The 19,719-nt window shown below is 50.1% G+C and carries 14 protein-coding genes, 2 tRNA genes and 1 other RNA gene; 10 read left to right on the top strand and 7 right to left on the bottom strand.

What is annotated here, in order from left to right; genetic code table 11:
• The first annotated feature begins 205 nt into the window (after positions 1–205).
• The 4 genes from BSPA111_RS13470 to narI are packed head-to-tail and all read left to right on the top strand — an operon-like array spanning position 206 to position 6,862.
• Positions 206–3,952 (top strand): nitrate reductase subunit alpha, encoded by a 3,747-nt coding sequence (locus tag BSPA111_RS13470; protein WP_183271667.1) that lies wholly within the window; start codon positions 206–208, stop codon positions 3,950–3,952.
• Positions 3,949–5,484: a nitrate reductase subunit beta gene (gene narH / locus BSPA111_RS13465; RefSeq protein WP_183271666.1), complete on the top strand. Its 1,536-nt coding sequence runs from the start codon at positions 3,949–3,951 to the stop codon at positions 5,482–5,484. The genes BSPA111_RS13470 and narH overlap by 4 nt, the downstream gene beginning before the upstream one ends.
• On the top strand, positions 5,481–6,182 hold the full coding sequence (gene narJ, locus BSPA111_RS13460) for a nitrate reductase molybdenum cofactor assembly chaperone (protein ID WP_183271665.1): 702 nt from the start codon (positions 5,481–5,483) through the stop codon (positions 6,180–6,182). The genes narH and narJ overlap by 4 nt, the downstream gene beginning before the upstream one ends.
• A 2-nt stretch (positions 6,183–6,184) precedes the next feature.
• Positions 6,185–6,862 (top strand): respiratory nitrate reductase subunit gamma, encoded by a 678-nt coding sequence (gene narI / locus BSPA111_RS13455; RefSeq protein WP_183271664.1) that lies wholly within the window; start codon positions 6,185–6,187, stop codon positions 6,860–6,862.
• A 295-nt stretch (positions 6,863–7,157) separates the two neighbouring features.
• Here the strand turns inward: narI and BSPA111_RS13450 are convergent.
• The 5 genes from BSPA111_RS13450 to BSPA111_RS13430 all read right to left on the bottom strand — a co-directional run bounded on the left by BSPA111_RS13450 (position 7,158) and on the right by BSPA111_RS13430 (position 9,189).
• Positions 7,158–7,289, bottom strand: a non-coding RNA gene (locus tag BSPA111_RS13450) — RtT sRNA.
• A gap of 44 nt (positions 7,290–7,333) precedes the next feature.
• Positions 7,334–7,418: transfer RNA gene (locus BSPA111_RS13445), tRNA-Tyr, on the bottom strand.
• Between the two features lie 40 nt (positions 7,419–7,458).
• Positions 7,459–7,543 (bottom strand) — tRNA-Tyr (locus BSPA111_RS13440).
• Between the two features lie 294 nt (positions 7,544–7,837).
• The gene (gene purU / locus BSPA111_RS13435) at positions 7,838–8,683 is read right to left on the bottom strand and encodes a formyltetrahydrofolate deformylase (RefSeq protein WP_183271663.1); all 846 of its coding nucleotides are present in this window, start codon (positions 8,681–8,683) and stop codon (positions 7,838–7,840) included.
• Between the two features lie 47 nt (positions 8,684–8,730).
• Positions 8,731–9,189, bottom strand: coding sequence for a YchJ family protein (locus BSPA111_RS13430; protein WP_183271662.1), 459 nt, complete (start codon positions 9,187–9,189; stop codon positions 8,731–8,733).
• Positions 9,190–9,305: 116 nt separating this feature from the next.
• Here BSPA111_RS13430 and rssA point away from each other — a divergent pair, with 116 nt between their 5' ends.
• From rssA to BSPA111_RS13405, 5 genes are all read left to right on the top strand, one after another.
• Positions 9,306–10,214, top strand: a complete 909-nt coding sequence (rssA, locus tag BSPA111_RS13425; protein ID WP_183271661.1) for a patatin-like phospholipase RssA — start codon at positions 9,306–9,308, stop codon at positions 10,212–10,214.
• A gap of 93 nt (positions 10,215–10,307) precedes the next feature.
• Entirely contained in the window at positions 10,308–11,321 is a 1,014-nt protein-coding gene (rssB, locus tag BSPA111_RS13420) for a two-component system response regulator RssB (protein WP_183271660.1), read from the top strand.
• 199 nt (positions 11,322–11,520) lie between these two features.
• The gene (gene galU / locus BSPA111_RS13415) at positions 11,521–12,429 is read left to right on the top strand and encodes a UTP--glucose-1-phosphate uridylyltransferase GalU (RefSeq protein ID WP_183271659.1); all 909 of its coding nucleotides are present in this window, start codon (positions 11,521–11,523) and stop codon (positions 12,427–12,429) included.
• Between the two features lie 24 nt (positions 12,430–12,453).
• Entirely contained in the window at positions 12,454–13,794 is a 1,341-nt protein-coding gene (locus BSPA111_RS13410; protein WP_183271658.1) for a UDP-glucose/GDP-mannose dehydrogenase family protein, read from the top strand.
• A 139-nt stretch (positions 13,795–13,933) separates the two neighbouring features.
• Positions 13,934–14,944: an NAD-dependent epimerase gene (locus tag BSPA111_RS13405; protein ID WP_183271657.1), complete on the top strand. Its 1,011-nt coding sequence runs from the start codon at positions 13,934–13,936 to the stop codon at positions 14,942–14,944.
• A gap of 153 nt (positions 14,945–15,097) precedes the next feature.
• Here the strand turns inward: BSPA111_RS13405 and hns are convergent, their stop codons facing one another.
• Positions 15,098–15,508, bottom strand: a complete 411-nt coding sequence (gene hns / locus BSPA111_RS13400; protein ID WP_034494985.1) for a histone-like nucleoid-structuring protein H-NS — start codon at positions 15,506–15,508, stop codon at positions 15,098–15,100.
• Positions 15,509–16,063: 555 nt separating this feature from the next.
• Here hns and tdk point away from each other — a divergent pair.
• Positions 16,064–16,669, top strand: coding sequence for a thymidine kinase (gene tdk, locus BSPA111_RS13395; protein ID WP_183271656.1), 606 nt, complete (start codon positions 16,064–16,066; stop codon positions 16,667–16,669).
• Between the two features lie 122 nt (positions 16,670–16,791).
• Here the strand turns inward: tdk and adhE are convergent, their stop codons facing one another.
• The gene (gene adhE / locus BSPA111_RS13390; protein WP_183271655.1) at positions 16,792–19,479 is read right to left on the bottom strand and encodes a bifunctional acetaldehyde-CoA/alcohol dehydrogenase; all 2,688 of its coding nucleotides are present in this window, start codon (positions 19,477–19,479) and stop codon (positions 16,792–16,794) included.
• Positions 19,480–19,719: the final 240 nt, after the last annotated feature.

Below are 19,719 nucleotides of genomic sequence, written 5' to 3'. Positions count from 1 at the left end.
CATAAATTTCATCATTTCAATATCTTACGAGTGATTTTGTTATTGCCACTTAGGTGGTAGATCAACTTTTACCCTATATAGCAGCGTCCCTCCCAGTTGATCGGCATCAATTATCCCTTCAATTCCGCGGGTTACCGTGCCGTCATTGTCAGCAATGTCGTATTCATAAGATAGAGCCTCCAGGCTCCACATCAGGAGAACCCCGATGAGCAAATTTCTTGACCGGTTTCGTTACTTCAAACAGAAGGGTGAAACTTTTGCCGATGGACATGGCCAACTGCTCGATACCAATCGTGATTGGGAAGAAGGTTATCGTCAGCGTTGGCAGCACGACAAAGTGGTTCGCTCCACTCATGGTGTAAACTGCACGGGCTCCTGTAGCTGGAAAATCTACGTCAAAAGCGGCCTGGTAACCTGGGAAACTCAACAAACCGATTACCCGCGCACTCGCCCCGATATGCCAAACCACGAGCCACGCGGCTGCCCACGTGGTGCGAGCTACTCCTGGTATCTCTATAGTGCTAACCGCCTGAAATATCCATTGATGCGCAAGCGTCTGATCAAACTGTGGCGCGAAGCGAAAACCCAACATAGCGACCCGGTGAATGCCTGGGCCTCAATCATCAACGATCCCGAAAAAGCAAAAAGCTATAAACAAGCTCGTGGTCGCGGTGGTTTTGTGCGCTCAAGCTGGCAGGAAGTGAATGAACTGATTGCGGCAGCCAACGTCTTTACCGCAAAAACCTTCGGCCCGGACCGCATCGCCGGTTTCTCGCCGATCCCGGCAATGTCGATGGTGTCTTATGCCTCTGGCGCACGCTATCTGTCCCTGATTGGCGGCACCTGCCTGAGCTTCTACGACTGGTATTGCGACTTACCGCCAGCGTCACCCATGACCTGGGGTGAGCAAACTGACGTTCCGGAATCCGCCGACTGGTATAACTCCAGCTACATCATCGCCTGGGGTTCTAACGTCCCGCAGACGCGTACTCCTGATGCTCACTTCTTCACTGAAGTGCGCTACAAAGGGACGAAAACCGTTGCGGTAACGCCGGACTACGCTGAAATCGCCAAATTGTGCGACCAGTGGTTAGCGCCAAAACAAGGCACTGATGCGGCAATGGCGCTGGCAATGGGCCACGTTATGCTGCGTGAGTTCCACCTCGACAACCCAAGCCAGTACTTCACTGATTACGTGCGCCGTTACACCGACATGCCAATGCTGGTGATGCTCGAAGAACGTGAGGGTTTCTACGCTGCTGGCCGTATGCTGCGTGCCTCTGACCTGGTTGATGGTCTGGGCCAGGAAAACAATCCGCAGTGGAAAACGGTGGCATTGGACAACCGAAGCGACGAACTGCTGGCACCAAACGGTTCTATCGGTTATCGCTGGGGCGAAAAAGGCAAGTGGAACCTGGAACAGCGTGATGGCACCAGCGGCGAAGAAGCTGAACTGCGCCTGAGCCTGCTGGGCAGCCACGACGAAGTTGCAGACGTCGGTTTCCCATACTTTGGCGGCGAAAGCACCGAGCACTTCAGCAACGTTAAACTTGATAACGTGCTGATGCATAAACTGCCGGTGAAACGTATTCAACTGGCTGATGGTTCTACTGCGTTGGTGACCACTGTTTATGACCTGACGCTGGCAAACTACGGTCTTGATCGCGGTCTGGATGATGAAAACTGCGCGTCCAGCTATGACGATGTGAAAGCGTATACCCCAGCGTGGGCTGAGCAAATCACCGGTGTTTCTCGCCAGAACATCATCCGCATTGCGCGCGAGTTTGCTGATAACGCCGACAAAACTCATGGCCGTTCGATGATCATCGTCGGTGCCGGTATGAACCACTGGTTCCACATGGACATGAACTACCGTGGCCTGATCAACATGTTGATCTTCTGCGGTTGCGTAGGGCAGAGCGGCGGCGGTTGGGCGCACTACGTGGGCCAGGAAAAACTGCGTCCGCAAACCGGCTGGACTCCACTGGCGTTCGCGCTGGACTGGCAGCGTCCGCCACGCCATATGAACAGCACCTCGTTCTTCTACAACCACTCAAGCCAATGGCGCTATGAGTCGCTGACCGCAGAAGAATTGCTTTCCCCGCTGGCGGACAAATCTCGCTACAGCGGCCATTTGATTGACTTCAACGTGCGCGCGGAGCGTATGGGCTGGCTGCCATCGGCTCCTCAGCTCAACACTAACCCGTTGACCATTGCAGCGCAGGCGAAAGCTGCGGGCATGACTCCGGCAGAGTTCACCGTGCAGCAGCTGAAAAGCGGCGATATTCGCTTTGCGGCAGAGCAGCCTGATGCGGGCAATAACCATCCGCGTAACCTGTTTGTCTGGCGCTCCAACCTGCTGGGTTCATCCGGTAAGGGCCACGAGTATATGCTCAAGTATTTGCTCGGAACCGAGAACGGAATCCAGGGTAAAGATCTGGGCAAAGAAGGCGGCGTGATGCCGGAAGAAGTCGAGTGGGTCGATAACGGCCTGGATGGCAAACTGGATCTGGTGGTGACACTGGACTTCCGTCTGTCGAGTACCTGCCTGTATTCCGATATCGTGCTGCCAACGGCGACCTGGTATGAGAAAGACGATATGAATACTTCGGATATGCATCCGTTTATTCACCCGCTTTCTGCCGCCGTAGATCCTGCCTGGGAATCGAAAAGCGACTGGGAAATTTATAAAGGCATCGCGAAGAAATTCTCCGAAGTGTGTGTCGGTCACTTAGGTAAAGAAACCGATGTGGTGACATTGCCAATCCAGCACGACTCTGCTGCCGAACTGGCACAGCCGTTTGGCGTGATGGACTGGAAAAAAGGCGAATGTGACCTGATCCCAGGTAAAACAGCGCCGCACCTCATCACTGTTGAGCGTGATTATCCGGCGACTTACGAGCGTTTCACCTCTATCGGCCCACTGATGGAAACCCTCGGTAACGGTGGTAAAGGCATTGCGTGGAATACGCAGAGCGAAATGGATCTGCTGCGTAAGCTCAACTACACCAAAACCGAAGGCCCGGCTAAAGGTCAGCCGATGATCAACTCTGCAATTGATGCCGCAGAAATGATCCTGACTCTGGCACCTGAAACTAACGGCCAGGTGGCCGTCAAAGCCTGGGCTGCGCTGAGCGAATTTACCGGTCGTGACCACACGCACCTCGCGCTCAACAAAGAAGACGAGAAGATTCGCTTCCGCGATATTCAGGCTCAGCCGCGCAAAATTATCTCCAGCCCGACCTGGTCTGGCCTTGAAGATGAACATGTTTCCTACAGCGCCGGTTATACCAACGTTCACGAGCTGATTCCGTGGCGTACGCTGTCTGGCCGCCAGCAGCTTTACCAGGATCACCAGTGGATGCGTGATTTTGGCGAAAGCCTGTTGGTATACCGTCCGCCGATTGATACCCGTTCGGTAAAAGGCGTGATGGGTAAAAAATCTAATGGTAACCCAGAGAAAGCGTTGAACTTCCTGACGCCGCACCAGAAATGGGGCATTCACTCTACCTACAGCGACAACTTGCTGATGCTGACGCTTTCACGCGGCGGCCCGATTGTGTGGATGAGTGAAATCGACGCCAAAGATCTGGGCATCGAGGATAACGACTGGATTGAAGTGTTCAACAAAAACGGTGCGCTGACGGCGCGTGCGGTGGTGAGTCAACGTGTGCCAGAAGGCATGACGATGATGTACCACGCGCAGGAACGTATCGTGAACCTGCCGGGTTCTGAAATCACCGGTCAGCGCGGCGGTATTCATAACTCGGTCACCCGAATTAGCCCGAAACCGACGCATATGATTGGCGGTTACGCACAGCTGGCATACGGCTTTAACTACTACGGCACCGTCGGTTCAAACCGTGATGAGTTCGTCGTGGTGCGTAAGATGAAAGACATTAACTGGTTAGACGGTGAAGGCAATGACCAGAAACAGGAGAGCGTAAAATGAAAATTCGTTCACAAGTCGGCATGGTGCTGAATCTTGATAAATGCATCGGCTGTCACACCTGTTCTGTGACCTGTAAAAACGTCTGGACCAGCCGCGAAGGGATGGAGTACGCGTGGTTTAACAACGTCGAAACCAAACCGGGTATCGGTTATCCGAACGACTGGGAAAACCAGGAGAAATGGAAGGGCGGTTGGATCCGTAAAATTAACGGTAAGCTGCAACCGCGCATGGGTAGCCGCGCGATGCTGCTGGGTAAAATCTTTGCTAACCCGCATCTGCCGGGGATTGACGATTACTACGAGCCGTTTGATTACGACTATCAGCATCTGCATAACGCGCCGGAAGGTAAGCACCAGCCGATTGCCCGTCCGCGCTCGCTGATTACCGGCCAGCGCATGAACAAAATCGAAGCGGGCCCAAACTGGGAAGAGATCCTCGGTGGCGAATTTGATAAACGCGCCAAAGATCAGAACTTCCAGAATATGCAGAAGGCGATGTACGGCCAGTTCGAAAACACCTTTATGGCTTATCTGCCACGGTTGTGCGAACACTGCCTGAACCCGGCGTGTGCGGCGACCTGTCCGAGCGGTGCTATCTATAAGCGTGAAGAAGACGGCATTGTGCTGATTGACCAGGACAAATGCCGCGGCTGGCGTATGTGCATCACCGGTTGCCCATACAAAAAAATCTACTTCAACTGGAAAAGCGGTAAGTCCGAGAAGTGCATTTTCTGTTATCCACGTATCGAAGCGGGTATGCCGACAGTGTGTTCGGAAACCTGTGTTGGCCGCATTCGTTACCTCGGCGTGTTGTTGTATGACGCGGATGCTATCGAACAGGCCGCAAGTACCGAAAACGAAAAAGATCTCTACGAGCGTCAATTAGGCATTTTCCTTAACCCGAACGACCCGGCGGTTATCGAGCAGGCGCTGAAAGATGGCGTGCCACAGAGTGTGATTGACGCGGCACAGCAGTCGCCAGTTTATAAAATGGCGATGGACTGGAAACTGGCGCTGCCGTTGCACCCGGAATATCGCACCTTGCCGATGGTCTGGTACGTGCCGCCGTTGTCGCCAATTCAGTCAGCGGCTGACGCGGGTGAATTGCCGCATACCGGTATTTTGCCTGACGTTGAAAGCCTGCGTATTCCGGTGGAATACCTGGCGAATTTGCTGACCGCAGGGGATACCGCGCCGGTACTGCGCGCCCTGAAACGCATGATGGCAATGCGTCATTACAAACGTGCTGAAACAGTAGAAGGCGTGAACGATACTCGCGCGCTGGAAGAAGTCGGGTTGACCGAAGCACAGGCACAAGAAATGTATCGCTATCTGGCGATTGCTAACTACGAAGATCGTTTCGTAGTGCCAAGCAGCCACCGCGAACTGGCGGCGGATGCCTTCCCGGAAAGCAAAGGCTGCGGTTTCAGCTTTGGTGATGGTTGCCACGGTTCAGACAGCAAATTCAACCTGTTCAACAGCAAACGTATTGACGCGATTGATGTGACCAGCAAAACGGAGCCAAAACCATGATTGAACTTCTGGTGATTTCCCGCTTGCTCGAGTACCCGGATGCTGCCCTGTGGCAGCATCAGCAGGAACTTCGTGATGCATTAGTCGAAGGTAGTGCGCTTAATTTGCAACAGGCGGCTCAACTTAACGGCTTTATGACGACCTTGTGTGGCCAGGATTTGTTGGATGCGCAAGCCAGCTATAGCGAGTTATTCGATCGTGGTCGTGCCACGTCATTGCTGTTGTTTGAACATGTGCACGGCGAATCTCGTGACCGTGGGCAGGCAATGGTGAATTTGATGAACCAGTACCAGCAGGCTGGTATGGAAATCGACAGTCGTGAGCTGCCAGACCATCTGCCGCTGTACCTGGAATATCTGTCGCAGCGCGACGAAGCCGAAGCACGCGGTGGTTTGCAGGATGTCGCGCCGATTCTGGCACTGCTGGCGGCGCGTCTGAAACAGCGTGAAAGCGATTATGCGGTGCTGTTCGATGTTTTGCTTGGTTTGTCGCAAAGCGATGTGGCAGTGGAAAGCGTCAGCCAACAAATTGCCAATGAAGCTCGCGATGATACACCGCAGGCACTGGATGCGGTTTGGGAAGAAGAACAGGTGAAATTTGTTGCGGACGCTGGATGCGGCGAGTCTGAAATCAGCAGCCATCAGCGTCGCTTTGCCGGGGCTGTCGCTCCGCAGTATTTGAATATCGGAGGACAGTAATCATGCATTTTCTCAATGTGTTCTTCTACGACATTTATCCGTATCTCTGCGGCACGGTATTTCTGCTGGGCAGTTGGTTGCGTTATGACTATGGTCAGTACACGTGGAAAGCCGGTTCCAGTCAGATGCTGGATCGCAAAGGGATGAACCTTGCATCTAACCTGTTCCATATCGGGATTCTGGGGATTTTCGCCGGTCACTTCCTTGGCATGTTAACGCCGCACTGGATGTATGAGTCATTCCTGCCAATCGATGTGAAGCAGAAAATGGCGATGATAGCCGGTGGTGCGTGTGGTGTGATGACGCTGGTGGGCGGCTTGCTGTTGCTTAAGCGCCGTTTGTTCAACCCGCGTATTCGTGCAACATCAAGCACGGCGGATATTCTGATCCTCAGTCTGTTGATGATTCAGTGCGCGTTGGGGCTGTTGACGATTCCATTCTCGGCGCAACATATGGATGGCAGCGAGATGATGAAGTTGGTGGGCTGGGCGCAAGCTGTTGTGACCTTCCACGGTGGCGCATCTGAACATCTGGATGGTGTCGCGTTTATCTTCCGCGTGCATTTAGTGTTGGGGATGACGCTGTTCCTGCTGTTCCCGTTCACCCGTCTTGTGCACGTATGGAGCGCGCCGGTTGAGTATTTGACGCGTAAATATCAGGTGGTTCGCGCTCGTCGTTGAGTTCTGATTGCTTGATGTGAAATACCCGGCTTCGGCTGGGTATTTTTTTGCTTTTAATTTGGCATTTTTTGCCCTCACCCCAGCCCTCTCCCCCAGGAGAGGGAGCCGTTCGGTTTTCTCCTTCCACCCCTGGAGAGGGTGCGTTTGGTTTTCTCTTTCCACCTCAGGAGAGGGAGCTGTTTGGTTTCTCCTTCTCCTGGGGGAGAAGGTTGGGATGAGGGCGTAAAAGATTCCTCCCCAACGGGAATATGAAAGATTGTGCGGTTTGGGTAAATTGGGAAGGTACTTCATAAGATGGTGGCGGGGGAAGGATGACTCGGCGCTAACGCGTCTCGCCCTTCGGGTCGTTGCCTGCGGCAACGCTTTCTCGCTACGCTCGAATCGAACCTTGATCGAAGCTTCTCATCCTTTCCCCTACGGGAATATGAAAGATTGTACGATTTGGATAAATTGGGAAGGTACTTCAGAAGATGGTGGCGGGGGAAGGATTCGAACCTTCGAAGTCGATGACGGCAGATTTACAGTCTGCTCCCTTTGGCCGCTCGGGAACCCCGCCAGGGGTGTTGGTATTACTGGCCGTGCTTAATGCTTGAAGATGGTGGCGGGGGAAGGATTCGAACCTTCGAAGTCGATGACGGCAGATTTACAGTCTGCTCCCTTTGGCCGCTCGGGAACCCCGCCAGGGGTATTATATAAATTTCTATATGGCTTTCGTGCTCGCCGCCTTCGTCAGGAAGCGGGGCGCATCATATCAAATGAAGCGCCGCTGTAAAGCACTCACTGTAAGAAAATGAATCGTTTGCCGTTTTTTTACGCGTAACGTTGTAAAGCTAAACAATTCACCATACCCGTCATACTTCAAGCGGCATGTTCGTTGGCTTCACTCACTCACCCGAATCACTTACTCAAGTAAGCTCATCGGGACTCGTTCCCTGGCCGCCTTCCTGCAGCTCGAATTATTTAGGGTATAAAACGCTACAGAATGATGGTGCGATTACCATAAACAAACACGCGTTGTGCCAGCACCTGGTATAGCGCACGGCTCAGAACATTTTTCTCAACGTCACGTCCGGCACGCATCATATCTTCGGCGCTGTACGTGTGATCGACGTTAATCACGTCCTGCATGATGATTGGACCTTCATCCAGATTGTCATTCACATAGTGCGCGGTGGCACCGATGATCTTCACGCCACGCTCGTACGCCTGATGATAAGGGCGCGCGCCGATAAATGCCGGCAGGAACGAATGGTGAATATTGATAATCTGGTTCGGGAAGCGTGAAACGAATTCTGGCGTTAACACGCGCATATATTTCGCCAGTACCACGAAATCAGGTTTATGCGCTTCAATCGCGTCAGCCATCTGTTTATCGTGATCTTCACGCGTCAGCCCTTCGTGGCTCACCAGCTCAAACGGAATATCAAAACGTTCAACCAGCGTGCGCAGCGTCTCATGGTTGCCGATAACCGCGGCAATTTCGACATCCAGGCCGCCATAGTTGGCCTTCATCAATAGATCGCCCAGGCAGTGTGCTTCTTTGGTCACCAGAATCACGATGCGACGACGGCCAGCAGGTGTCAATTCACGCACTGAACCTTCAGGTAATGCGCCATCTAAATCCGCAAGCAGGGTGTTGTCATTGAAAATACCTTCGAGCTCGGTGCGCATAAAAAAGCGCCCGGTACGATGATCAACAAATTCATTATTCTGAACGATGTTCAGTTCGTGCTTGTAACAAATATTGGTGATCTTGGCGATTAACCCTTTTGCATCAGGGCAGATGGTGCGTAGTACTTTGCGTTGTAATGCTTGCGTCACTGGGTGAGTCCTGTTGTGTGTATTTTCTTGATTTGTGCCACGGAGAGTTACCTACCACAACACTTTTTAAATTTTTTGCCAGAGCCACAAGGGCAGGGGTCATTACGTCCAAACTGTGGGCGCGTTCCGTCAACATAGTACCATTGACCGTTTTCCTTTAAGAAACGGGAACGTTCTATTATGGCACTTTCCACGCCTTGCTCTTCAAAACGCGCAACGAAACTGACGAAACCTTCGTTCTCATCACGTCCGGCCGCCGTTTCATAGACGGTCAGACCCCGCCAGTGAGTGGTCGCAAAACTTCCGGAAATATCGCTTTTCAGTGAAAGGCTGCGCGTCTGCGGGTACCAGCTTGCCACCAGATAATCTGCGTCCTGCATCACATAGGCGGAATAACGTGAGCGCATAAGCTGTGATGGGGTTGGCGCGAGCGTGTCTGCGCTTATATATGGCTGGCAACATAAGCTATACTCCAGACCGCTACCACAAGGGCAAAGTTGCGACACAGCATCTCCTTGGTTACAAAAAAAGAGTCGGCGTAAATACGCGGGGTAGTTATGTTAACTGAGCAGTGGCGACTTCGTCACGAGGTGATAAACCGGGGAAGATAGACCGAGGCGGAATGAGACAGGTAAAGATCGGCCTGGCATTAGGGTCGGGAGCAGCAAAAGGATGGGCGCATATTGGTGTTATAAATGCGTTGAAACGTGCAGGCATACAGATTGATATCGTCGCAGGTTGCTCTGTAGGGGCGCTGGTCGGTGCCGCTTATGCCAGTAATCGCTTACCGATGATGGAGCGGTGGGTACGCTCGTTCGGCTATTGGGATGTCCTGCGACTGATGGATCTTTCCTGGCGTCGTGGCGGTTTATTACGTGGCGAAAGAGTATTCAATAACGTTCGTAAAATTATCACCGAAGAAAATATTGAAGACTGCGCGCTGCGTTTTGGTTCGGTTGCCACAAATTTAAGCACCGGGCGCGAGCTGTGGTTCACGGATGGCGACCTTCATCAAGCGGTTCGAGCTTCTTGTAGCATGCCTGGCTTGCTTTCGCCTGTCGGGTACAACGGCTATTGGTTGGTCGATGGCGCGGTGGTTAATCCCGTACCGGTTTCGCTGACCCGAGCGTTAGGGGCCGATATCGTTATTGCCGTCGACCTGCAACACGATGCACATCTGATGCAGCAAGATTTACTCTCCGTCAATATGACGACGCCGTTGGCTGAAAACCAGGTGCAACCTGATACCTGGCGTGGTCGGCTGCGTGAACAGCTTGGTAAAATAACGACCCGGCGTGCGACGACCACACCGACGGCGATGGAAATCATGACCACGTCGATTCAGGTGTTGGAAAACCGTTTAAAACGCAACAGGATGGCGGGTGACCCGCCGGATATTTTGTTGCAACCTTTTTGCCCGCAGATTTCAACTCTGGATTTCCACCGTGCCGCTGAGGCGATCAGCGCCGGGAGCCTGGCCGTTGAGAAAAAGATGGACGAGTTACTGCCACTGGTTCGTACCCATGATTGAGTACGGCGAAAACTCGCATCTTCAGGTAATTCTGACAGGCGGTGATTGTCATACCATGCCACTATTGATCTATCGCCAGTCAGGGGAGCGCACATGACACAGCCACTCGTTGGGAAACAGATTCTCATTGTCGAGGACGAGCCCGTTTTCCGCTCTTTGCTGGATGACTACCTCACCTCTTTAGGGGCGAACATTGCGGTTGCAACAGACGGCGTGGACGCTCTGGAAAAAATGACCCGTTTTGCGCCCGATTTGCTGATTTGTGACCTGGCTATGCCGCGCATGAACGGACTGAAGCTGGTGGAACATTTGCGTAATGAAGGCGTTCAGACGCCGATTTTGGTCATTTCTGCCACTGAGAATATGTCAGATATCGCCAAAGCGTTGCGTTTTGGCGTGCAGGATGTCTTGCTCAAACCTATCAAAGATCTCAACCGCCTGCGTGAAACGGTGTTCGCCTGTCTCTATCCAAACATGTTCAATTCTCGCGTTGAAGAAGAAGAACGGTTATTCCAGGACTGGGACGCGCTCGTTAGTGACCCGCAGGCGGCGTCAAAATTGCTGCAAGAGCTGCAACCTCCAGTGCAACAAGTGATGTCGCACTGCCGTGTAAACTACCGCCAACTGATTACCCTCAATCAGCCAGGGTTGGTTCTGGATATTGCACCGTTATCAGAAAACGACCTGGCATTTTATTGCCTTGATGTTACGCGCGCAGGGGATAACGGTGTGTTGGCGGCGTTGTTATTACGCGCCTTATTTAATGGATTGTTGCAAGAGCATCTTTCCCAGCAGCACCAGCGATTACCAGAATTGGGGAGTTTACTTAAACAAGTGAACCAGTTATTACGTCAGGCGAATTTGACCGGCCAATTCCCATTGATGGTGGGCTATTATCATAGCGGGCTCAAGAATCTCATTTTGGTGTCGGCGGGACTCAATGCCACGTTGAATACGGGTGAACATCAAATTCAGGTCAGCAACGGTGTGCCGTTAGGCACTATGGGCAATACTTACCTCAATCAAATCAGCCAGCGCTGCGAATCCTGGCAGTGCCAGGTGTGGGGGGCGGGTGGCCGATTGCGTCTTATGTTGTCTGCGGAATGAGCATCTGGACGATTGAAAACATTTAGGTTTTCTCCCCTGCCATCGTGGGTGCTAATATCGCATTTAACTCATTCGTATTTATCTTAAATTACCAACGCATCGGGTAAACAGCCGTAGATTTCATTTTTAAGCTGATATACTCGAGGCGTTTTTTAATTGACTTGCAAGTGAAAACTTGAACAGTCCAGGAGATTTTTCAATGGCTGCCATTAATTCTAAAGTAAGAAAAGCAGTAATCCCTGTCGCGGGATTAGGCACGCGTATGTTACCTGCTACCAAGGCAATTCCAAAAGAGATGCTGCCTTTGGTTGATAAACCTTTAATTCAGTATGTGGTCAACGAATGTATCGCCGCAGGAATTACTGAAATTGTGCTGGTAACTCACTCTTCGAAAAACTCCATCGAAAACCACTTCGATACCAGTTTCGAACTGGAAGCCATGCTGGAAAAACGCGTTAAGCGCCAGTTGCTGGAAGAAGTTCAGGCAATCTGTCCTCCGCATGTGACGATTATGCAAGTTCGTCAGGGTCTGGCAAAAGGCCTTGGCCACGCCGTGCTGTGTGCTCACCCGGTTGTTGGCGATGAGCCAGTTGCGGTAATCCTGCCTGATGTCATCCTCGATGAATTCGAGTCAGATCTTTCCCAGGATAACCTGGCTGAGATGATCAAACGTTTCGATGCTACTGGCCACAGCCAAATCATGGTTGAGCCGGTAGAAGATGTCACTGCTTATGGTGTTGTTGACTGTAAAGGCGTGGAATTGAATGAAGGCGACAGCGTGCCAATGGTTGGCATCGTTGAAAAACCTAAAGCGAACGTTGCACCCTCAAACCTTGCGGTAGTGGGTCGTTATGTTCTGACTGCAGATATCTGGCCGCTGCTGTCCAAAACTCCTCCGGGCGCTGGCGATGAAATCCAGCTGACTGATTCCATTGCTATGCTGATGGAGAAACAGACTGTTGAAGCCTACCACATGAAAGGCGTGAGCCATGACTGCGGTAATAAACTCGGCTACATGCAGGCGTTTGTGGAATACGGCATCCGTCACAACACTCTTGGACCAGATTTCAAAGCTTGGTTAGAAGAGACCGTTGGCGCGAAAAAGTAATTCATTTCAACGCAGGATAGAAAGATGAAAGTTACTGTATTTGGTATCGGCTATGTTGGACTTGTACAGGCAGCAGTGCTTGCGGAAGTCGGCCACGAAGTTATGTGCATAGATGTCGATGCGAAGAAAGTCGAAAATCTGAAAAACGGCGTGATCCCGATTTTTGAACCCGGCTTAACGCCGCTGGTTAAGAAAAACTATGAGGAAGGCCGTTTGCAGTTCAGCACCGATGCTGAAATGGGTGTTCATCATGGTGAAATGCAATTTATTGCAGTCGGAACGCCACCTGATGAAGATGGTTCTGCTGACCTTAAATATGTCACCGCTGTAGCGCGTACCATTGCGCAGCACATGACGTCACATAAAGTTGTGCTCGATAAATCTACTGTTCCAGTCGGAACGGCAGACAAAGTGCGTAGCGTAATGGAAGAAACGCTGAAAGCCCGCGGTGTGGATATCACATTCGATGTGGTTTCCAACCCAGAATTCCTGAAGGAAGGGGCCGCAGTTTCTGACTGCATGCGTCCTGAGCGTATTGTTATCGGTACTGATAACGACGATGTGGTCGATTTGCTGCGTGAACTGTACGAACCGTTCAACCGCAATCATGACCGTATGATCCTGATGGATATTCGTAGCGCTGAGTTGACCAAGTACGCCGCAAACTGCATGTTGGCGACCAAAATCAGCTTTATGAACGAAATCTCAAACCTGGCAGAACGCCTGGGTGCGGATATCGAGAAAGTGCGTATGGGGATCGGTTCTGACTCACGCATCGGCTACAGCTTCATCTATCCTGGCTGCGGTTATGGCGGCTCCTGCTTCCCTAAAGATGTCCAGGCACTGATTCGTACTGCTCAGCAGATTGGCTACACGCCACGAATTCTGCAAGCGGTAGAAGAGGTAAACCACGACCAGAAGTTAAAACTCCCTGAGTTTATATCTCGTCACTTTGGTGAAGACCTGAAAGGTAAAACCTTCGCGCTGTGGGGGCTTTCTTTCAAACCCAATACCGATGATATGCGTGAAGCCTCAAGCCGCGTCCTGATGGAAGCGCTTTGGGAGCGCGGTGCTCAGGTGCAGGCGTATGACCCGGAAGCAATGGATGAAACCCAGCGCATTTACGGACATCGTTCTGATTTGAAACTGATGGGAACGAAAGAAGCGGCATTGCAAGATGCGGATGCGCTGGTGATTTGTACCGAATGGCAAAGTTTCCGTGCCCCTGATTTCGACGCAATTAAGAAATCACTTAAACAACCGGTTATCTTTGATGGCCGTAACCTGTATGATCCTGAGAGACTAAGCAAACGCGGCTTTGTTTATTATGCAATCGGCCGCGGAGCGTCCATCAATATTGCATAAGATACCCTAAATAATTCGAGTTGCATCGCGATGGTCAATGAACGTATCCCGAAACATTTACATCAGTAAGTGATTCGGGGTGGTTCATACAGCCAACAAAGATGCAACTTGAAGTATGAGCGGTATAAATGAGGGTTATATGAAATATTTGGTTACCGGCACGGCAGGTTTTATTGGATTCCATGTTAGCGAGCGTCTGCTGAACGCCGGTCACCAGGTTATCGGTATCGATAACCTGAACGACTATTATGACGTCAATCTTAAGCAAGCTCGTCTTGATCTCCTCGCTCCTCACTCTTCATTCCGTTTCGAAAAAATTGACCTCGCCGATCGTAATGCCATGGCAGAGTTATTTGCTACAGAGAAATTCGATCGTGTGATTCATCTTGCGGCACAAGCAGGTGTTCGTTATTCAATCGATAACCCTCTGGCTTATGCGGATTCAAACCTGGTGGGGCATTTAAATGTCCTTGAAGGTTGCCGCCATAATAAAGTAGGGCATCTGTTATATGCGTCTTCGAGCTCAGTATATGGCCTGAATCGTAAACTTCCGTTCTCAACGGATGACAGCGTCGACCATCCAATTTCTTTATATGCGGCGACTAAAAAAGCTAACGAGTTGATGTCACATACCTACTCGCACTTATATGGTCTGCCGACGACTGGTTTGCGTTTCTTTACCGTTTATGGCCCTTGGGGTCGTCCGGATATGGCATTATTTAAATTTACCCGTGCGATTGTCGAAGGGAAGAGTATTGATGTTTACAATCACGGACAAATGCGTCGTGATTTTACTTATATTGATGATATTGCCGAAGCGATTGTGCGTTTACAGGATGTCATTCCACAACCTGATGCACAATGGACAGTAGAAGAAGGGACGCCAGCAACCAGTTCAGCGCCTTACCGTGTGTATAACATCGGTAATAGCAATCCTGTGACGCTGATGGACTATATTACGGCACTGGAAACCTCTCTGGGCAAAGTTGCGCAGAAGAATATGCTTCCTATGCAGCCTGGTGACGTACTGGAAACCAGCGCGGATACACAGGCGTTGTATGACGTTATCGGCTTCAAGCCACAGACGTCAGTACAAGATGGCGTACAGCGCTTTGTAGACTGGTATAAAGCGTTCTATAAAGTCAGCTGATACCTAAGTCGTGATTTGCCCATAAATGATAAAAGGGAGCGCTGGCTTCCTTTTTTTATGGCTACTGTTTATCGGCAGGATTTAAAAAAACATAACGCAGAAAATAAAAATCCCGCCGAAGCGGGATTTAATAAGCAGCACTAAAAGCAAAAATTAGGCAATCAGGAAGTCTTCCAGTTTCTTACCTTGTTCTTCCATTGCTTTCTTGATTACAGCTGGAGTACGGCCCTGGCCGGTCCAGGTTTTGCTTTCGCCGTTTTCGTCGATGTACTGATATTTAGCAGGGCGCGCAGCGCGTTTTGCTTTGCCTGCAGATTTAACAGCAGCCATGCTATTCAGTAATTCATTAGGATCAATACCGTCAGCAATCAGCATTTCACGGTATTGTTGCAGTTTACGAGTACGCTCTTCAATTTCTGCTGCAGCAGCATTATCTTCTTCGCGACGTTCGTTAACTACAACTTCTAATTTTTCCAGCATTTCTTCCAACGTTTCCAGAGTACATTCTCTAGCTTGGGCACGAAGGGTGCGGATGTTGTTCAGAATTTTAAGTGCTTCGCTCATTTTAGTAATCTCAATCTTATATTGATGGTTGGCTTGATGGGCTAATAATAGAGGCTTAAATTAAGTTCTGCAATAGGCGGTAATGTAAGGAATTCAAAATTACATAATATTTTGTCGATTTATTAAAGAACATTAACTTAAATTTTGTCTCACATGGTGAGTAAACAAAACCTGGATAACTCACTTTTTCTACAACAACCCTGATAGTAACAGGGGTTGTTGGGGCACTAAATTGAGGCATGAGAGCATTAATGGTGAAATATCAACCTTTGGTATTATTGTCTGCCATGGGGGATATTCTTAATAGTTAATTATTATTAGGGATTCAATGAGTTCCACTGAATAGCTAAGAAAATGCTTAAAGCTCCGTTAGTTAAGTGCAACGTGACGAACTTCAAACATCTGATGCCTTCATCCATTCCGCTCTGCAACTTATATATCAGACGAACAATAGAGAAATTTTTCCTGGGAACGTCGGGTAACGGCAACTCTGTAACGGCTTATGATATAATCCGTGTTAATAATATTTACATTTTAACTCAGGCTAGCTGACCAATGGCACAACTCTACTTTTACTATTCCGCAATGAATGCGGGTAAATCCACGGCATTACTGCAATCCTCATACAACTATCAAGAGCGCGGAATGCGCACGCTGGTGTATACCGCAGAAATTGACAATCGGTTTGGCTCTGGAAAGGTGAGTTCGCGTATTGGGCTGTCGTCGCCTGCCAAGCTTTTCAATGGTGCGACTCAGTTATTCAATGAAATACGCGATGAGCATCAGCGTGATGCCGTGCATTGTGTTCTGGTGGACGAATGCCAATTTTTAACGCGCGACCAGGTGTTGGCGTTATCAGACGTCGTGGATGAATTAGATATTCCCGTATTGTGTTATGGATTACGCACTGATTTTCAGGGGGAATTATTTGGCGGGAGCCAATATTTATTGGCATGGTCAGATAAGCTCGTGGAATTAAAAACTATCTGTTTCTGTGGCCGCAAAGCCAGTATGGTGCTGCGACTTGATCAGGAAGGTCGTCCGTATAACCAGGGTGAACAAGTAGTTATAGGGGGTAACGAGCGTTACGTATCGGTTTGCCGTAAGCATTACAAAGAGGCGCTGCAAACTGGCTCTCTACAGGGCATTCAGAGCGCATAAAAAATAAAAGAGAGGCGAAGGGTAGGCCTTCCCTCTGATCTCTGTGAGATGCTTTATATTGCGTATTTGAAAAATAGTCATAAAAAAACCCGCCGAAGCGGGTTTTTTATTAGGCTTTACAATTAAGCGGTTTTCTTCGCTTTCTTGTCAGCTTTAGCTGCTGGAGCAGCTTCTTTCGCAGTCGATGCTGGCACGCTGCCTTCTTCTACATAATCACGACCGTAGAAGGTATCCATCAGAATCTGTTTCAGTTCAGAGATCAGTGGGTAACGTGGGTTAGCACCGGTACACTGGTCATCGAACGCATCTTCAGACAGTTTATCAACGTGAGCCAGGAAGTCAGCTTCCTGAACGCCTGCTTCGCGGATGGACTTAGGAATACCCAGTTCAGCCTTGATGCTTTCCAGCCATGCCAGCAGTTTCTCGATCTTAGCAGCAGTACGGTCGCCCGGTGCGCTCAGACCCAAGTGGTCTGCGATTTCAGCATAACGACGACGCGCTTGTGGGCGGTCATACTGACTGAAAGCAGTCTGCTTAGTTGGGTTGTCATTCGCGTTATAGCGGATAACGTTGGAAATCAACAGGGCGTTCGCCAGACCGTGAGGAATGTGGAACTGTGAACCCAGTTTGTGCGCCATTGAGTGACACACACCCAGGAAGGCGTTTGCAAACGCAATACCCGCGATGGTCGCAGCATTGTGTACACGCTCACGAGCAACAGGGTTTTTAGAGCCTTCATGGTAAGACGCTGGCAGGTTTTCTTTCAGCAGTTTCAATGCTTGCAGAGCCTGACCGTCAGAGAACTCGCTCGCCAGTACAGAAACGTAAGCTTCCAGTGAGTGAGTTACGGCATCCAGACCACCGAATGCACACAGTGACTTAGGCATATCCATCACCAGGTTGGCATCAACAATCGCCATGTCTGGAGTCAGAGCGTAGTCAGCCAGTGGGTATTTCTGGCCTGTTGCATCATCAGTTACAACTGCAAACGGAGTCACTTCTGAACCAGTACCGGAAGTGGTGGTAACCGCGATCATTTTCGCTTTTACGCCCATTTTCGGGAACTTGTAGATACGCTTACGGATGTCCATAAAGCGCAGTGCCAGTTCTTCGAAGTGAGTTTCTGGGTGTTCGTACATAACCCACATGATTTTCGCAGCATCCATTGGGGAACCGCCGCCCAGCGCGATGATCACGTCTGGTTTGAAGGAGTTAGCCAGTTCTGCACCTTTACGTACAACGGACAGGGTTGGATCAGCTTCTACTTCGAAGAATACTTCAGTTTCAACGCCTGCTGCTTTCAGAACAGAAGTTATCTGGTCTGCATAGCCGTTGTTGAACAGGAAACGGTCGGTAACGATCATCGCACGTTTGTGACCATCAGTAATCACTTCGTCCAGCGCGATAGGCAGAGAGCCGCGGCGGAAGTAGATAGATTTCGGAAGTTTATGCCACAACATGTTCTCAGCTCGCTTAGCAACGGTTTTCTTGTTGATCAGGTGCTTAGGACCCACGTTCTCAGAGATGGAGTTACCACCCCATGAACCACAACCCAGAGTCAGGGAAGGCGCGAGTTTAAAGTTGTACAGGTCACCGATACCACCCTGAGAAGCAGGGGTGTTGATCAGGATACGTGCAGTTTTCATTTTGTCGCCGAAGTGCTTAACGCGCTCTGGCTGGTTGTCCTGGTCGGTGTACAGGCAAGAGGTATGACCGATACCGCCCATCTCAACCAGTTTCTCAGCTTTAACGACGGCATCTTCGAAGCTCTTAGCACGGTACATAGCCAGAGTTGGAGACAGTTTTTCGTGAGCGAATGGCTCAGAATCGTCAACAACGCTAACTTCACCAATCAGAATTTTGGTGTCAGCCGGTACGGTGAAGCCTGCCAGTTCAGCAATTTTGGTTGCTGGCTGACCAACGATAGCTGCGTTCAGTGCGCCATTTTTCAGGATAATGTCCTGAACAGCTTTCAGCTCTTTACCCTGCAGCATGTAGCCGCCGTGGGATGCAAAACGTTCGCGCACTGCATTGTATGCAGAATCAACAACGATTACTGACTGCTCGGAAGCACAGATTACGCCGTTATCGAAGGTTTTGGACATCAGGATAGAAGCAACAACACGTTTAATGTCAGCAGTTTCGTCAACAACAACAGGAGTGTTACCTGCGCCTACGCCGATTGCTGGTTTACCGGAGCTGTATGCAGCTTTAACCATGCCTGGGCCACCCGTTGCCAGAATCATGTTGATATCTGGGTGATGCATCAGGGCGTTAGACAGTTCAACAGATGGCTGGTCAATCCAACCGATCAGATCTTTAGGTGCACCAGCAGCGATAGCAGCTTGCAGAACGATGTCTGCGGCTTTGTTAGTCGCGTCTTTTGCACGTGGGTGTGGAGAGAAGATGATCGCGTTACGGGTCTTAAGGCTGATCAGAGACTTAAAGATCGCAGTAGATGTTGGGTTAGTCGTCGGTACGATACCGCAGATGATGCCGATTGGCTCAGCGATAGTGATAGTACCGAAGGTATGGTCTTCGTCCAGAACACCACAAGTTTTCTCATCTTTATAGGCGTTGTAGATATACTCTGAAGCAAAGTGGTTTTTGATCACTTTATCTTCAACGATACCCATGCCAGATTCGGCAACGGCCAGTTTCGCGAGGGGAATTCGAGCATCAGCGGCAGCCAGGGCGGCGGCGCGGAAGATTTTATCGACTTGCTCTTGAGTGAAGTTGGCATATTCACGCTGGGCTTTCTTGACGCGCTCTACAAGTGCGTTAAGTTCAGCGACATTAGTTACAGCCATAATGCTCTCCTGATAATGTTAAACTCTTTTAGTAAATGAGCTGCTCGAGACGACAGTATAGTCAGCGGGCAACAGCTTGCGTAGAAGAGGGGCCACGACTATCCAAAAACTTCCCAAAACATCTTGCTGATTTACTAAAAGAGCCTTATCGAAAAAACCTATTCATGGTCTGAATCAAACGCTCTTCAGATGTATCTAAGAGTACTCACTTCTGAGTAGGTTTTTTGTGATTTACATCAC

Origin of the sequence: Buttiauxella sp. A111 (assembly GCF_014189855.1) — a bacterium.
Classification (GTDB): Bacteria; Pseudomonadota; Gammaproteobacteria; order Enterobacterales; family Enterobacteriaceae; genus Buttiauxella; species Buttiauxella selenatireducens.
The sequence above is the reverse complement of the archived record's forward strand: the minus strand, read 5'-3'. Positions and strand labels throughout refer to the sequence as shown.

Coding starts and splice junctions, on each gene's coding strand:
- BSPA111_RS13470 (WP_183271667.1), top strand. CDS start 206: ATGAGCAAATTTCTTGACCGGTTTCGTTACTTCAAACAGAAGGGTGAA.
- narH (WP_183271666.1), top strand. CDS start 3,949: ATGAAAATTCGTTCACAAGTCGGCATGGTGCTGAATCTTGATAAATGC.
- narJ (WP_183271665.1), top strand. CDS start 5,481: ATGATTGAACTTCTGGTGATTTCCCGCTTGCTCGAGTACCCGGATGCT.
- narI (WP_183271664.1), top strand. CDS start 6,185: ATGCATTTTCTCAATGTGTTCTTCTACGACATTTATCCGTATCTCTGC.
- rssA (WP_183271661.1), top strand. CDS start 9,306: ATGAGACAGGTAAAGATCGGCCTGGCATTAGGGTCGGGAGCAGCAAAA.
- rssB (WP_183271660.1), top strand. CDS start 10,308: ATGACACAGCCACTCGTTGGGAAACAGATTCTCATTGTCGAGGACGAG.
- galU (WP_183271659.1), top strand. CDS start 11,521: ATGGCTGCCATTAATTCTAAAGTAAGAAAAGCAGTAATCCCTGTCGCG.
- BSPA111_RS13410 (WP_183271658.1), top strand. CDS start 12,454: ATGAAAGTTACTGTATTTGGTATCGGCTATGTTGGACTTGTACAGGCA.
- BSPA111_RS13405 (WP_183271657.1), top strand. CDS start 13,934: ATGAAATATTTGGTTACCGGCACGGCAGGTTTTATTGGATTCCATGTT.
- hns (WP_034494985.1), bottom strand. CDS start 15,508: ATGAGCGAAGCACTTAAAATTCTGAACAACATCCGCACCCTTCGTGCC.
- tdk (WP_183271656.1), top strand. CDS start 16,064: ATGGCACAACTCTACTTTTACTATTCCGCAATGAATGCGGGTAAATCC.
- adhE (WP_183271655.1), bottom strand. CDS start 19,479: ATGGCTGTAACTAATGTCGCTGAACTTAACGCACTTGTAGAGCGCGTC.